Below are 15795 nucleotides of genomic sequence, written 5' to 3'. Positions count from 1 at the left end.
ATGCACATTTTGCATCATCACTGACAAAAATCTTACCGTCAATCACTTGAGATAAGCCTTCTAGGAATTCCTTACTACTGGTATCTCGACCAAAATAACATTTTATCCCTTTGTCGAAAAATTTTTTAATAGAACGCACTTCAGAATTGGAAGAATGAATTATTATTTTAAGGGTTGGATTTAATTGAAGGAATTTTTCAATATTTTCATTAATATCACTTGGACTTAATCCTGAAGTATTTATAATAAGAATACTACCTTTTTCAAGGATTTGATCCTTGAGATGATCAAAATCTAATACTCCTTCAATATTATATTTTTTTGTGATACCGTATTCGTTTAGAAAACAATACGTACGTTCTAGACACAATCTTTGCAGATCGTATACGATTATTTTATTTTTCATGACATTTGTGTTTATACAAAATTACCACTAATTTTAATTAAAACCAAACAATTAAAACATAATAGAAATTATTAATAACATAATACTATTATATCTGAAAAATAAATATGCAGAAGCCTAACCTGTAATTAAATATTAAATATCAAATTGAATATTCAATTATGTATATATGTCAATTTCCAATGTGGTATAAGCAGAACTTTTATTATAAAAATTCTACGTTTCACCTCACTTTAATATACTTTAGAATTAAATAGTGTGATATTCTACCATAACCTAATTCAGAAAAATCTGATATTTCTGAGTTTCATTGAATACCTCGAGTAAATTCCCATTCACCTGAATCATCGTTTGCATACTCATCAGTTCAATTTGGCTTTCATCTTCAGGGTTTTTAATAAAGAAATTAAGCTTTTGTTCGCCTTTATGTTCATCAAACTGATTTCGAAAAAATTCGATATCTTCTTTTCGCAAATCATTCACATCAACTACAACGGTCATTTTTTTGGCAAATTTTTCAAATGCTTCTTTAAGGTCAATTACCTCTGAAACATTCACGAAAACTCTTCCATCATTGGCTTGTGAAAATTTTATTTTAAAAATCACAAATCGTTGTATATCAATTTTGTCTCTGAATTTCATGTAATCGCGATCTCCTAATCGGAAAGAATAACTTCCGCTGTAATCTTCCAACAGAAGAAAAGCGACTTTCTCACCACTATTTCTCCCATCTCGAATACTATATTCAGTCACTAATCCGGCGACCATATATTCTGGGGTATTGTTTTTTAAGGCTTGTTTTTCTTTCCAATTTAATTTGTCATTATTAAATAAATCAGGTTGATTGGCAAAAACGGTATTTTTAAAATCTTCAATTTCATCTAAATTTAAAAAATTAAAATTCCCTCTTGGCTCAACTATTTTGGTTGGTTCTTCAATGAGAGCATCGTCTTCACCATCTAAAGAAATATCTGGAAGATCAGCTAAATCATCGTCAGAGTCATCAATTTCCGAAACTTCTATCGGTAAAATAACTTTTTCTAATTCCAAAGTTTCTTCTTTTTTACCTTCTAAAATTTCTTTCTTACTCAATGCACCCTGCAAGAATTGAAACTGATATTTATATTCATCTAAAGGATGCGCAGAAAGATAAAATCCAATAATTTCCTTTTCCTTATTGAGTTTATGCATGTTTTGCCATTCCGGCGCAGGATTTATTTTGGGCTGTTCTATTTGTACTTCATCTGCAAAATCTGCAAACAGCGAATTTTCAATCTCATTTTTACTGTCCTGAAAACTATGACCATAACGCAATAATCTTTCTATATTGGTTTTTCCGGCAGTATCAATATCGAAATATTGTGCCCGATGATAGCCATCAACTTCATCAAAAGCACCGGCAATTACCAAACTTTCTGCTACCCTTTTATTCATTTGTGAAGATGGAATTTTCTCAAAGAAATCATAGATGTTTTTATATCGCTCTTCTTTTCTGGCGGCAACAATTGCTTCACTCGGACCTTCACCAATTCCTTTAATGGCACCTAATCCAAAACGAACTTGGCCTTTTTCATTCACCGCAAATGCGTATTGAGATTCGTTCACATCTGGTCCCAAAACATCAACACCAATACTTTTACAATCCTCCATAAATAAAGTGATTTGCTTGGTATTATTAATATTATTCGACATCACACTTGCCATATATTCTGCCGGATAATTCGCTTTTAAATAAGCAGTTTGATAAGCAATTAACGCATAACAAGTCGAGTGAGATTTGTTAAACGCATATTCAGCAAAGGCTTCCCAGTCTTTCCAAATTTTATTAAGTTTGGTTTCATCGAGGTTATTGACTTTTCCTCCTTCCAGAAATTTCGGGTACATTTTATCCAGAACATCTCTTTGTTTTTTACCCATCGCTTTACGCAAAGTATCGGCTTCACCTTTTGTAAAGTTGGCCAGTTTCTGAGAAAGCAACATTACCTGTTCCTGATAAACCGTAATTCCATAGGTTTCTTCCAGATATTCTTTGGTTTCTTCTAAATCATAAACGGTTTCTTCTGCACCATTTTTTCTATTAATGAAGGTAGGAATATATTTAATCGGTCCCGGTCTGTACAAAGCATTCATGGCAATTAAATCCGCAAACTCTGTCGGTTTCAGTTCCCGCATATATTTTTGCATTCCCGGACTTTCATATTGGAAAATCCCAACCGTTCTCCCCTCTTTAAATAATTGATATGTTTTCGCATCATCCAAAGGAATAGTGTCCGGATCAATATCGATCCCGTGTTTTTCTTTAATAAGTTTAATGGCGTGTTTAATGATCGTTAAAGTCCGCAAACCCAAGAAATCCATCTTCAACAAACCTGCACTTTCCGCCACCGAGTTATCAAACTGCGAAACCAAAATATCTGCATCTTTCGCCGCAATGGTAATCGGGACGAGATTCGTAATATCTTCTGGTGTAATAATGACTCCACAAGCATGAATCCCGGTATTTCGAATACAACCTTCCATTTTCTGAGCAGCAGAAAGAACTTCATAGCGTTCATCTTTTGGATTCGCTAAAATATCTTTCATTTCCTGCGCCAAAGCTTTATCTTCTGGAGCGAGTTTTTCGAATTTAGCAAATGCTTTTGCAATATTCATTCCCGGTGATGGTGGAATTAATTTTGCAATATTATTGGTCTCAAAAATTGGAAGATCCAAGACCCTTCCTGCATCTTTTATCGCAGATTTCCCACCCAAAACGGAATAGGTAATAATTTGGGCAACATTGCTTTTACCATATTTTTCAACCACCCATTTGATGATTTTATCACGGCCTTCATCATCAAAATCGATATCAATATCCGGCATCGAAACCCTTTCTGGATTTAAGAAACGCTCAAATAGCAAATCATATTTTATGGGATCAACATTAGTAATTCCGGTACAATACGCCACTGCAGAACCCGCCGCAGAACCACGACCCGGACCCACCCAAACGCCCATATTTCTGGCTTCATTACAGAAATCCTGAACAATCAAAAAATATCCCGGATAACCAGTTTTCGCAATAACTTCTAATTCGAAATCGAGCCTTTCTCTGATTTCATCCGTAATTTCTTCATATCTTTTTTCGGCACCTTCGTAAGTTAAATGACGTAAATAAGCATTCTCACCTCTTTTTCCACCATCTATTTTATCTTCATCACTCAAGAATATTTCAGGAATATCAAATTCTGGAAGCAATACATCGCACTTCAAAGTATAAGGTTCAAATTTGGTAACCAAATCATCATACGCTTCGAAAGAATCTGGAAATTCACGGAAACTCTGTTTTATTTCCTCGGTATTTTTAATGTAATATTCGTGTGAAGGCAAGCCTCTTCTTTTACCAAAACCCTTTCCTACAGGCGAAGATAATTTCTCACCATCTTTAATACAGTATAAAATATCCTGGATATGCGCTTCCGATTTTTCGGTGTAAAAGGTTTCGTTTTGGGCTAAAATTTTGACTTCATATTTTTCCGCAAATGTTAATAGAACATCATTCAAATAATGCTCTTCTTCAATCTCATGGTTTTGAAGCTGTACATAAAAATCATCACCAAACGTATTTTTCCACCATTGAAAAACTTCCTCTCCTTTTTGCTCACCAAATTCTAAAATTGCATTAGGAATATCTCCCATCGTTCCAGCGGTTACGGCAATTAAATCTTCTTTTAATTCCGCAATCATCTTTTTTGAAATCCTAGGAACACCAAAATAGAAACCGTTGATATATCCTAAACTCGAAAGTTTTGCCAGATTTTTATAGCCATTAAAATTTTTCGCCAGCAAGACTATATTGGTTCGTCGGTCCGGATCATCTTTGGTAAATTGCTTTTGATCAGGACGATCTGAAAGATAAAACTCACAACCGACAATTGGGATTAAAGGTTCTTTCCGAGGTTCCGCGTCTGTAAATGCAATTCCTTCTTCTTCCGCTTTTTGTTTTTTATCTAAATAGTCCTGATATGTTTTTTTAATATTACCATTGGCTTTTTCAACTTCAGAAATAAATTTAAATGCGCCCATCATATTCCCTAAATCCACGATACCCACTGCTGGAAAATTATTATCCAGCGCTCTTTTTATCAATTCATTAATATTCGATGACGCTTGAAGTGAAGAGTAAATACTATGATTGTGAAAATTAAAATAACTACCGATTTCAATTTCGTCGGTATTATTAAAAGTGGTTTTTTTCTTCTTTTTAGAATCCGCAACCTGCCTTCTGATAACAATTGGAAAAGGTTTTATCGCACCAGGATGCTGATTAATATAGTGCTGTAATTCCGAATTTTCGAGTTTCAGCGTTTCTGCAGGAATAATGCCAATACGCATCATTTCGAAAAAGACTTGTGCCGTTGCATTTACATCGGCCGCGGCATTGTGCGCTTCATCAAATTTTTCGTGATATAATTTTTCGTAAAGTTCGGTTAGCTTCGGTGATTTATATCTTCCGCTTTTCCCTCCTCCCAATGCACAAAAATCCGTTCCCAGTTTCATGGTATCTGCAGACGGAATACTTTGCAAATTATTTTCAACTTCCTTTCTGAAAAATTCGGCACCAACAATATTATAATCGAATATGATATTGTGACCAACAATGACTTCTGATTTCTTTAAAACCTCTTTAAATTCAAACAAAACTTCATTCAAATCACGGCCTTCTTCAGTGGCCATTTTTGTAGAAATCCCGTGAATTCTTTGAGAAGAAAACGGAATATCATACCCTTCTGGTTTAATGATATAATCCTGATTTTCAAGTAAATTACCTTCCTTGTCATGAAGCTGCCATGCAATCTGTACCATTCTCGGCCAGTTGTCGGAATCGGTAATCGGAGCGTTAAAATTTTTGGGTAAACCAGTGGTTTCAGTATCGAAGATTAAAAACATGTAGAAGAAGAATTTTGGTAAAATTAGGCTAATTTTTCTTTAAAAAAAAGTTGGAATTTTCGAAAATAGGACTTATTTCTTTACTTTTAAGTTAAACAATTTTTAGAATGAAAACTGAAGATTTAAATTATTTGTAAGCGAATTAAAATAAACTTCGTATTTTATATTGATTTTGCTTTAAATGAAAATAGATCTCATATAAAGTATTGCGATAAAGTTTAATATTTTTCATCTTCCATTAAAATTTTTATCTTTGTTAACTATGGAAATTGATACAAAACAAAAAGTTTCTCAAGAAATATTGCGGAAAGCATTCAGGCACATGATGATTGCCAAAGCAACAGCAGACGTTTACGAAGAAAACAGAAATATTTGCAAATACGTTCATTCTACTTCCCGAGGACACGAAGCCATTCAGCTCGCAACCGCTTACCAATTGACCAAAGAAGATTGGGTTTCACCGTATTACCGCGACGAAAGTTTGCTTTTGGGAATGGGTTTTGAACCCTATCGCATGATGCTTCAGTTATTGGCAAAAGCGGACGATCCTTTTTCTGGCGGACGTTCTTATTATTCGCATCCATCCAGTTTAGAAGAAGATTTACCCAAAATTATTCATCAAAGTTCAGCCACCGGAATGCAGGCAATTCCTACAACCGGTGTTGCACAGGGAATTAAATATATTCAGGAATTTAATTTAAAAACATACGAACAAAACCCTGTCGTTGTTTGCAGTTTTGGCGATAATTCGATTACGGAAGGTGAAGTTTCCGAAGCATTTCAGTTTGCTGCGCTTCATCAATTGCCCATTATTTTTTTGGTTCAGGATAACGAATGGGGAATTTCTGTCACCAAAGAAGAAGCCCGAACTTCCGATGCTTATGATTTCGCCGCAGGATTCGTGGGTTTAAACCGAATGAAAGTAGATGGAACTGATTTCGAAGCGAGTTTCTTAGCCATGAAAAAAGCAGTAGATTTTGTAAGAACAGAAAGAAAACCCATGTTGGTTTGCGCAAGCACTGTTCTTATCGGTCATCATACGTCCGGCGTTCGCAGGGAATTTTACCGTGACGAAGAAGATTTAGAAAAACACCGCGCAAAAGATCCGGGAAATATTCTACGAAAAAGATTATTAGAAAACGGAATTGACGAAGAACTTTTAAAACAAATAGAAAAAAAAGCCCGATTAGAAGTAGAACAGGCTTTCCAAAAAGCAATCGAAGCGGAAGACCCGAAACCCGAAACCGTTTCCAATCACGTCTTCGCTCCTACTCCAATTACCGAAGAAGTCGGCGAAAGAGAACCGAAAGGTCAGGAGAAAATCGTGATGGTCGATGCTGCTATTCACGCCATCCAAGAAATCATGTGGAAACATCCTGAAGCTTTGTTGTACGGCCAAGATGTGGGCGAAAGAATTGGTGGTGTTTTCCGAGAAACAGTGACTTTAGGCGCAAAATTCGGAAACAAAAGAGTTTTCAATACACCAATTCAGGAAGCGTATATCATTGGTTCAACCGTGGGAATGAGTGCAGTCGGTTTGAAACCAATTGTGGAAGTGCAGTTCGCCGATTATATTTATCCGGGAATTAATCAACTGATTACCGAGATTTCAAAATCCTGTTATTTAAGCCAAGGCAAATTTCCGGTGAGCAATATTATCCGTGTGCCAATCGGTGCTTACGGCGGTGGCGGACCTTATCACAGCGGAAGCGTGGAAAGTATTTTAGCCAATATTAAAGGAATTAAAATTGCTTATCCGAGCAATGCAGCCGATTTCAAAGGATTATTAAAAGCAGCTTATTATGATCCAAATCCGGTCATCATGCTGGAACATAAAGGATTGTACTGGAGTAAAGTTCCTGGAACAGAAGAGGCGAAAACCATCGAACCGGCGGAAGATTATATTTTACCTTTCGGAAAAGGGAAAATCATCGTAGAAGCCGATGAAACCGAAACCGAAAAAGGCAGAACCATGCTCATCGTTACTTACGGAATGGGCGTTTATTGGGCAAAAGAAGCTGCGAAGAATTTTGTGGGACAAGTAGAAATTATCGATCTCCGAACTTTAATTCCTTTGGATGAAAACCTGGTTTTCGAGCGCACAAAACTGCACGGAAAATGTTTGGTTTTAACAGAAGAACAACTCAATAATTCTTTCGCAGAAGCCTTTGCACACCGAATCTCAAAAGAATGTTTCCGATATTTAGATGCGCCTGTTGAAGCGATGGGTTCTTTGAATTTACCTGCTGTTCCTATTAATTTGGTGTTGGAAAAAGAAATGCTTCCGAATGCTGATAAAGTGGCGGGAAAAATTGGGGAAATGCTTTCGCAGTAAACAAATATTACAAAGGAAGTACAAACATTAAATAATGATTGAAAAAATATACCATTATACAGATATTACAACTTTAGGTTTAATATTAAAGAACAAAACCATTCGCTTCAAACGGTTTGATTCGATGGATGACAGAACAGAAACAGATGGTTTACCAGAAATGTTGAAAAAGAATTATTTCTTGTCATGTTGGGTTTTAGATATGAAGGAAAAAATTCCCCAATGGGCTATGTATGCACCACAAGGTGTTCGTATTGAAATGCCAATTAGATGGTATAAAAAATTCCTTATACCAATTGAAGGTACTAATCAATATATCGATAAGATTCCACTGGAAGACAATCACCCAGCAAAAAAAATGTTTTTTCCACGACCATTTTCAGATTGGTTTCAACAAGGCAAGAAATATTATTTTGTGCCCCCGATGGATGATGTTGATGGATTCATGGTCAAAGTGAAATACCATGAAAACTTTACCGAACTTAAGAAGCAGAATTGGAAAGAAAATTATCAGGGAAATGGAATAGATTTATTGAATCAAGCAGCTCCAATAAAATACAAGGATGCATACTGGTCATTTCAGGATGAAATTAGATTTTATTTATATGCAGGATGTAAGCATGAAGACAGACACGACATGCCTGAATACATAGATCTTCCAATAGATGAAAATGCTTTGAAAGAGATAAAGATTAGACTTTATCCTAATTGTTCTAAAGAGAACTGGCAACAAGTGAAAGATTTAATCTCGGATAACTTTGCGACGTTAGATGCTAACGAAATAATGGAATGTAGTCTTTTAGATGGCAAGTATTACCCGAAAACCCTCGATGTCGAGGATTTAAATCCGTGACCAAGTAATAGAATAGACTTACGGCTATTTCATTAAGAATCAATAGGAACGAGCTTTAGCTCGTTTTCTTTATTACAAATTCATTGGGCTTTAGCCAAAACTTAATCTGAGCTTAAAATTTATTCATGTTTAAAATAATTTCCCTTTTTTTTCAATAATCAAATAAAGGTTTTAGTATTTTTGTAGAAATCATCATTCACAAAAATGTCCGAAAACATTCAACAAAAAATAGAAGAACTGCGCACAGAACTTCATCAATATAACTACGATTACTACGTTTCCGATGAAGCTACGGTTTCAGATTTCGAATTCGATTTGAAACTGAAAGAACTTCAGGAGTTGGAAAAAGCGCATCCGGAATTTTACGATCCCAACTCTCCTACTTTGCGTGTTGGTGGCGAAATCACAAAGAATTTCCCAACGATTCAACATCAATTCAGAATGTATTCTTTGGATAATTCTTATGATTTCGATGACTTGGAAGACTGGGAAAAACGCATCATTAAAACGATTGATGAACCCGTAGAATTTGTGGCAGAACTAAAATATGATGGCGCTTCAATTTCTATTTTATATGAAAATGGAAAACTGAAACAAGCCGTCACTCGTGGCGATGGTTTTCAGGGCGACGAAATTACCGCAAATGTGAAAACGATTTCAGATATTCCTTTAACATTAAAAGGCGATTTTCCGACGCAGTTTTTTATGCGTGGTGAAATTTATCTGACCCGAAAAAACTTTGATAAAATAAATCACCGACGCGAAGAAGAAGGTTTAGATTTATTTATGAATCCAAGAAACACCGCTTCCGGAAGTCTGAAAATGCAGGATTCGGCAGAAGTGAGCAGGCGTAAACTTTCAGCCGTTCTCTATCAGTTTATCTCTTCTGAAATTCCGGCAGAAACGCATTGGGAACTCTTGCAAAATGCCAGAAAATGGGGTTTCAACGTTTCTGAGCAGGCAAAATTATGTAAGAATTTGGATGAAATCAAAGACTTCATTACTTATTGGGATGTTAAAAGACACGAACTTCCGTTCGAAATTGACGGAATTGTTCTAAAGGTAAATTCAATTAAACAACAGTCACAATTAGGTTACACTGCGAAATCTCCGCGTTGGGCAATGGCGTATAAATTCAAAGCTGAAAAGGTAGAAACCGAATTACAATCCGTGACTTATCAGGTTGGAAGAACCGGCGCTATCACGCCTGTTGCGAATCTGAAACCTGTGTTATTGGCTGGAACTATTGTCAAAAGAGCCAGTTTGCACAATGAAGATATTATTAAAAAACTCGGTTTGCACGAACATGATTTTGTTTTTGTTGAAAAAGGCGGTGAGATTATTCCAAAAATTGTCGGCGTAAATTTGGAAAAAAGATTGCCTGATTCCAAAGAAATTGAATACATCAAAAACTGCCCGGAATGTGGAACTGAACTGATAAAATTAGAAGATCAGGCGATTCATTTCTGTCCGAATGATTTGCACTGTCCGCCACAGGTTGTGGGCAGAATGATTCATTACGTTTCCCGAAAAGCCTTAAATATTGATAATCTAGGAGCAGAAACCATCGAACAGCTGTACCGGGCAAAACTCGTTGAAAATCCCGCAGACTTCTATGTTTTAACAAAAGAACAATTGCTTCCTTTGGAAAGAATGGCAGAGAAATCTGCACAAAATATTATTGACGGAATTGAAAAATCAAAAGAAATTACTTTCGAAAAAGTATTGTTCGGAATTGGAATTAAACACGTCGGAGAAACGGTTGCCAAGAAATTAGCAAAGAATTTCAACTCGATTGATGATTTAAAAAATGCGACTGCGGAAGAACTCATTCAAGTTGAAGATATTGGTGGAAAAATAGCCGAAAGCATTGTGAATTTCTTTAATGATGCAGAAAATATTGTAATGATTGACCGTTTGAAATTTTATGGCGTTCAGTTGGAAAAAGGCGAAAATACAAATGAAGTTTTAAGCAATATTCTGGAAAACAAAACCTTCCTTTTCACCGGAAAACTTTCTTTATTTACTCGCGAAGCGGCGGAAGAAATGGTAGAGAAACATGGTGGAAAAAACATTTCTGCGGTTTCTAAAAATCTGAATTATTTAGTAGTTGGTGAAAAAGCCGGAAGCAAATTAAAAAAAGCTCAGGATATCGGAACAATTACCATTCTCGATGAACAGGAGTTTTTGGACTTGATTAATCAATAATACTTTAATTAAACATTTGGATTAGGAAGTTCCTTCACTTTTTTGAAAAATAAAGAAACTTCCTAATCTATGTTTTTTAGTGCAGATCTCCAAGATCAATATGATCTCTGCCTTTTCTTTCTTTTACAAATAATACAAAAGGGATACAAATCAAAAACAGGATTCCTAAATAGAGAAAAACATCCATATAAGAAAGTACGGTAGCTTGTTTCAACACGGATAAATCGAGTAATTTATATGCGGATTGCAAAGCAACATCGGGCGTTAATCCTTTAGCTTGAAACATCGCTTTCAGCCCGGCGATTCTCTGTTGTACATCAAAACTGTTTGCATCTAAATGGCTTGATAAAGCTGCCTTGTGAATCGAAGTTTGATTAGAGATAAAAGTCGTAATTGCGGCGATTCCAAACGAACCTCCCAACTGACGCATCATTCCAGTAAACGAAGCTCCCTGACCAATTTCTTGACCTTTCAAAGTACTTAATGCCAAAGAGGTAATAGGAATAAATAATAAACCAAGTCCGGCTCCTCTTACGATCAACATCCAGAAGAAATCAGATTTTCCAGTGTCTGGCGTAATAATATTGTAGCCCCAAAAACTATAGACAAAGAAAAGCAGTAATCCGAGGGAAACCAAGATTTGTTGTTTCACGCCTCTTGTAAGTAATCTTCCGATAATTGGCATCATCACGGCGGTAGTTAAGGCCGCTGGAATCATTAATGCGCCAGATTCCAATGCCGTCCACCCCATAATACTTTGAGTATAAAGTGGGACAATGAAAGTAGAACCGTATAAACCGAATCCTAGGATAAATGACATAATGGTACCAATTCTTAAATTTCCATTTTTCAGAACTCTTAATTCTACAATAGGATATCTGAAGGTGAGCTCGCGCCAAAGGAAGAGAATGAATCCGATGACTGCGACTACGGTAAGAACAATAATTACTTTGCTATCGAACCAATCGTCTTCATGTCCTTTTTCAAGGATATATTGTAACGAGCCAACAAATGCGGCAAGCAAACCGATTCCCAGCCAGTCAACATCTTTCGCTTTTCTTTTTTCAGAAAATTTAGGACTTCGGATGAACTGTAAAGTCAATAATGTTGCTGCAATTCCGATGGGAATATTAATATAAAAAATATACGGCCAGCTGAAATTATCTACGATATAACCGCCTAAAGGCGGACCTAAAGTTGGACCAATAATAACTCCCAAACCATAAATTGCCTGTGCCATACTCCGTTTTGCGAGCGGGTAAGATTCGGTAATAATTGTCTGCGAAGTCACCAGTAATGCTCCACCACCAATTCCCTGCATTAATCTGAAAAAGACTAATTCCCAAATGCTGGTTGCATTTCCGCAGAGAAATGAAAATATAGTAAAAATAACGATTGAAGCGGCAAAATAATTCCGTCTTCCGAACTGTTGGGATAGCCAACTCGTCATCGGGACAATAATTACATTTCCAATGGCATACGCGGTGATGACCCAGCCAACTTCAGAAAGTGTGGCTCCAAGATTCCCTTTCATGTCATTCAAAGCCACATTCACAATTGTAGAATCTACAATTTCCAGAAGTGCACAAAGAATGGCCGTAAGGGTTATGATGACGCGTCTTGCGCCGTATTCGACTAATGAATCCTCTTGCATTTTTATTGCTGGATATTTGAAATCGGATCAACTGGGAATACCATTTAAAATACTCCCCATCTTTAATCCAATATTATTTTAAATTCACGGTTGTTTTCACATTCATTCCAGCACGAAGTTTTTTTGCGATTTCTGGATTGATCTTTACAAAATCTATTCTTACCGGAAGTCTTTGAACAACTTTTACAAAGTTTCCACTCGCATTATCTGGAGGAAGAATTGAGAATGAAGAGCCAGTTGCCGGCGAAAATGAAGTCACTTTACCTTCGAATTTTTCTTTTGGAAAAGCATCGATTTCGATATCTACCGTTTGCCCTTCTACCATTTTTGAAAGCTGAGTTTCTTTAAAATTAGCAATTACCCATTTATCATTATCTCTAACCAAACTAAATAACTGCGATCCAGCTTGCACAAATTGACCTTTCTGGATCGGAACTTTCGAAACAAACCCATCTTCAGAAGCAAGAATTACGGTATAAGAAAGATTGAGTTTGGCATTTTCTACATCTACTTCTCGTTGTTTAACCATCGAATTTGCCACGCCAATCTGTTCAGAACTTGCAGCAGTTTGTGAGGTTATAATTCCCGGCTGTTGCGATACTTGATTTTTTTGATCAACTAAAACCTGTAACTGTCGGTCAGCAGATTGTTTCGCAGCCAAAACCGTTTCATATTGTTGTTGGGTAATGGTGTGATCTTTAACCAGATTTGCATATCTTTTTAAATCCTGAGAGGTTCTCCACACATTTACTTTTGCGGCTTCAATCTGTGCATTTGCTGTTGTAATTGCAGCGTTGGCAGAATTAATATTTTGAGAAGCTGCGTGTGTAGAAGCGATGGCAGTCTGAACATTACTTTTTGCAGTTCCTAATGCAGCCGTAGCTTGCTGAAGAGTCATTTTCTGATCTCGGTCATCGATGATAATAAGCGTATCTCCTTTTTTTACAAACTGATTGTCACTCACTTTTACTTCGGCAACATAGCCTGAAATTTTAGAAATTACAGGACTCATGTTGGATGCAATCTGTGCATCATCAGTTTCTTCATGAGCTAAACCGTAAGAATAAGTTCGGTATCCGATGACTCCACCGACAATTAAAACGATAGCTAAGATAATCGGAAAAGTAAGTGATTTTTTCTTTTTGACTTCGGGGAAAAGTTCTGGTTGTGTATTGTTATCTTCCATTTTTTTGAAAATATTTTAGTTTAATTCTTGGTCTAAATCGTATTAATGTAAAGTCAAAATTCCGGTTGTTTGTAAAAGTTTTCTATAAGCTAAAGCGGCATCTGCTTTGGCATTAACTACATTTACGTTGGCAGAAATCTGTGCGGTATCGGCATCCAAAAGTTCGGTGATGGTGGCTAAACCGTTATCGAATTTATTTTTGGTAACTCTGTAATTTTCATTGGCTTGTGCTGCAGCTTTTTCGTAAACTGAAATTCTTTTTTTCGCAAATTCAGAATTTTGATAATCTCTGTTGACTTCTAATTTGATCTGGTCATTTAATAATTCATTGGTTGCAGAAAGCTGTTTTTCTGTGGCGATTGATCTCATTAATGAAGAATTTTTTTTCCAAAGGTTATCAATATTGTACTGAATTCCCACTCCGATATTTGCAGCATTGGTAATGGTCAATATTTTCGGAATTTCTGCAGCGATATATCCACCAGTTAATGCAATGGTCGGCAAACTTTCAGCTTTTGCAGCTTTAGTTCCCAGTTCTGCAGCTTTTCTTTGATAATCTAATGCCTGAACATCTTTTCGCTGAGAAATCGCCTGGTTTAAATAATAAGAAACCGGTTGATTTTCCGTAAGTTCTGCGATGTAGTTAGGATCAATTTCTATTTCGGTTGCATCGGGTAATCCCAAAAGCAAATCCATATTGATGTTCGCAATATTATAGTTATTGTTGGCATCTAAAAGCTGAAGCTCAATATTTGAAGTTTGCAGATTCGCTTTCAACTTATCATTTCTAGCGATGATTCCGTTGTCCTCTAACTTCTGAAAAGACTCGTCTCTTTTTTGTGAAGCCGTAAGATTATCTTCTAAAACTTTAATTTGCTGACTGGCTTTAAACAAATTATTATACGCCTGTGAAACATTATAAGCAATCGCTAATTTGTCGTTCTCGGTACTGAGTTTCGAGGCTTCAACTAAATATTCTGCGGACTGAATACCATACTTAATTCTGCCGCCAGTAAAAATCGGTAGTGAAGCAGAAACGCTTCCATAGAAAGCGGAATTGGCTTTTGGAGCTGCTGCACCTCCGCCATTTTCAGAAGGTGGTAATGCCATAATTTCAACATTTGCATTGGCCAAAGCCAAAGCACTTGCTGAAATTTTTAAACTCGGAAGTCTGTTGTTTTTTGCTTCTAAATAATTCGCAGTTGCCTGATCGATTTTTGCTTGATCGATTTTAAGATTCTTAGAATTCTGAATTCCCAGATTTACCGCTTCATCAAGCGTAAGCATTTTTTTTGCCTGCGCCTGAGTGGTCATTCCGATTGCCGAAAAAACCAGCGCAATCATGGGACTATATATTTTCTTCATAACCTAAAAGGTGTTTTAATATGTGTTGGATATGTATTTTAATTTCCTCGAAATACTGTTTTTCATAATCATCATCACCCTCGAAAAACTCCTTATAAATTGGAAGCGTATTGAGTGCGGCAAAAATGGTTCCTGAAACCGTAGAATGTAAAAATTCTATTCTTGGTCTTTTATTAAAGATTTTCTTTTCTAATCCTTTGTCGATGAGTTCGCTGTAAATCGTCAAAAATCCTTTTTTAGATTCTTTTAAATACTCAGAGATATGAGGGTTTTTATTGTTCAATTGTTCTCTCTGCAAAATGCGATAAAAGGTTTTAAAATTTTTTACACGATCTGCATAACGATTAATAACAGTAACCAATTTTTCCCACTCGGTCAAGTTTATATTGGCTAAAATATCTTTGCTAAAAGCTAAACTTTCATTCATTCTCACTTCGAATATTTTCACAAAAAGCTTTTCTTTGGAGCCAAAATAATAGGAAATCATCGAGATATTCACCTTTGCTTTTTTCGATATTTCTCGGGTAGAACTTCCTTCAAACCCCTTCTCAGCAAAGAGTTTTTCTGCGTGTAATAAAATATGTTCTTCTTTGGAAATCATAATAGGATGATTTTTTTTGAGGGTGCAAATTTAAATAAAAACAGAAAAAAAATCAAACGATTGATTGATTTTTTTTCTAAAATATATTTTATCCTTTTTCAATAACCAAAATCAGCTTTAAATTGAATTAAGTTTTGAAAGAAAACTATAGAATTCCTACCGAAATATTTTTAACTTTGTTATCATATTAAAAATAAAAACTAACCAATATGAAAAGATTAATTTCAGTTTTAGCAGTCACTATTTTCACTTTAGGAT

The 15795-nt window shown here is 35.8% G+C and carries 9 protein-coding genes; 3 read left to right on the top strand and 6 right to left on the bottom strand.

Annotation, left to right across the window (positions count from 1 at the left end):
- Positions 1-406: hypothetical protein (locus tag WBY99_RS09165; protein WP_423976028.1), on the bottom strand; the 406-nt coding region annotated here is incomplete at its 3' end.
- A 276-nt stretch (positions 407-682) separates the two neighbouring features.
- Entirely contained in the window at positions 683-5335 is a 4653-nt protein-coding gene (gene dnaE / locus WBY99_RS09160; RefSeq protein WP_423976027.1) for a DNA polymerase III subunit alpha, read from the bottom strand.
- 262 nt (positions 5336-5597) lie between these two features.
- Between dnaE and WBY99_RS09155 the strand changes: the two genes are divergently transcribed.
- The 3 genes from WBY99_RS09155 (at position 5598) to ligA (ending at position 10731) form a co-directional block, all read left to right on the top strand.
- A complete protein-coding gene (locus WBY99_RS09155; protein WP_423976026.1) occupies positions 5598-7670 on the top strand; it encodes an alpha-ketoacid dehydrogenase subunit alpha/beta in 2073 nt (690 codons plus the stop codon).
- 34 nt (positions 7671-7704) lie between these two features.
- Complete coding sequence (locus WBY99_RS09150; protein WP_423976025.1) at positions 7705-8523, top strand: hypothetical protein; 819 nt, start codon at positions 7705-7707, stop codon at positions 8521-8523.
- A 204-nt stretch (positions 8524-8727) separates the two neighbouring features.
- On the top strand, positions 8728-10731 hold the full coding sequence (gene ligA / locus WBY99_RS09145; RefSeq protein ID WP_423976024.1) for an NAD-dependent DNA ligase LigA: 2004 nt from the start codon (positions 8728-8730) through the stop codon (positions 10729-10731).
- A gap of 76 nt (positions 10732-10807) precedes the next feature.
- On the opposite strand, the gene WBY99_RS09140 is transcribed toward ligA, so the two are convergent.
- The 4 genes from WBY99_RS09140 to WBY99_RS09125 form a co-directional block, all read right to left on the bottom strand.
- On the bottom strand, positions 10808-12385 hold the full coding sequence (locus tag WBY99_RS09140) for a DHA2 family efflux MFS transporter permease subunit (RefSeq protein WP_423976023.1): 1578 nt from the start codon (positions 12383-12385) through the stop codon (positions 10808-10810).
- 73 nt (positions 12386-12458) lie between these two features.
- Positions 12459-13571 (bottom strand): HlyD family secretion protein, encoded by a 1113-nt coding sequence (locus tag WBY99_RS09135; RefSeq protein ID WP_423976022.1) that lies wholly within the window; start codon positions 13569-13571, stop codon positions 12459-12461.
- A gap of 42 nt (positions 13572-13613) precedes the next feature.
- On the bottom strand, positions 13614-14936 hold the full coding sequence (locus WBY99_RS09130; protein WP_423976021.1) for a TolC family protein: 1323 nt from the start codon (positions 14934-14936) through the stop codon (positions 13614-13616).
- The gene (locus tag WBY99_RS09125; RefSeq protein WP_423976020.1) at positions 14920-15537 is read right to left on the bottom strand and encodes a TetR/AcrR family transcriptional regulator; all 618 of its coding nucleotides are present in this window, start codon (positions 15535-15537) and stop codon (positions 14920-14922) included. Before WBY99_RS09125 ends, WBY99_RS09130 begins: the two co-directional genes overlap by 17 nt.
- Positions 15538-15795: the final 258 nt, after the last annotated feature.

It is taken from the genome of Kaistella sp. (genome assembly GCF_049588135.1).
GTDB lineage: Bacteria > Bacteroidota > Bacteroidia > Flavobacteriales > Weeksellaceae > Kaistella.
This window is presented reverse-complemented; position numbering and strand designations above follow the sequence as displayed.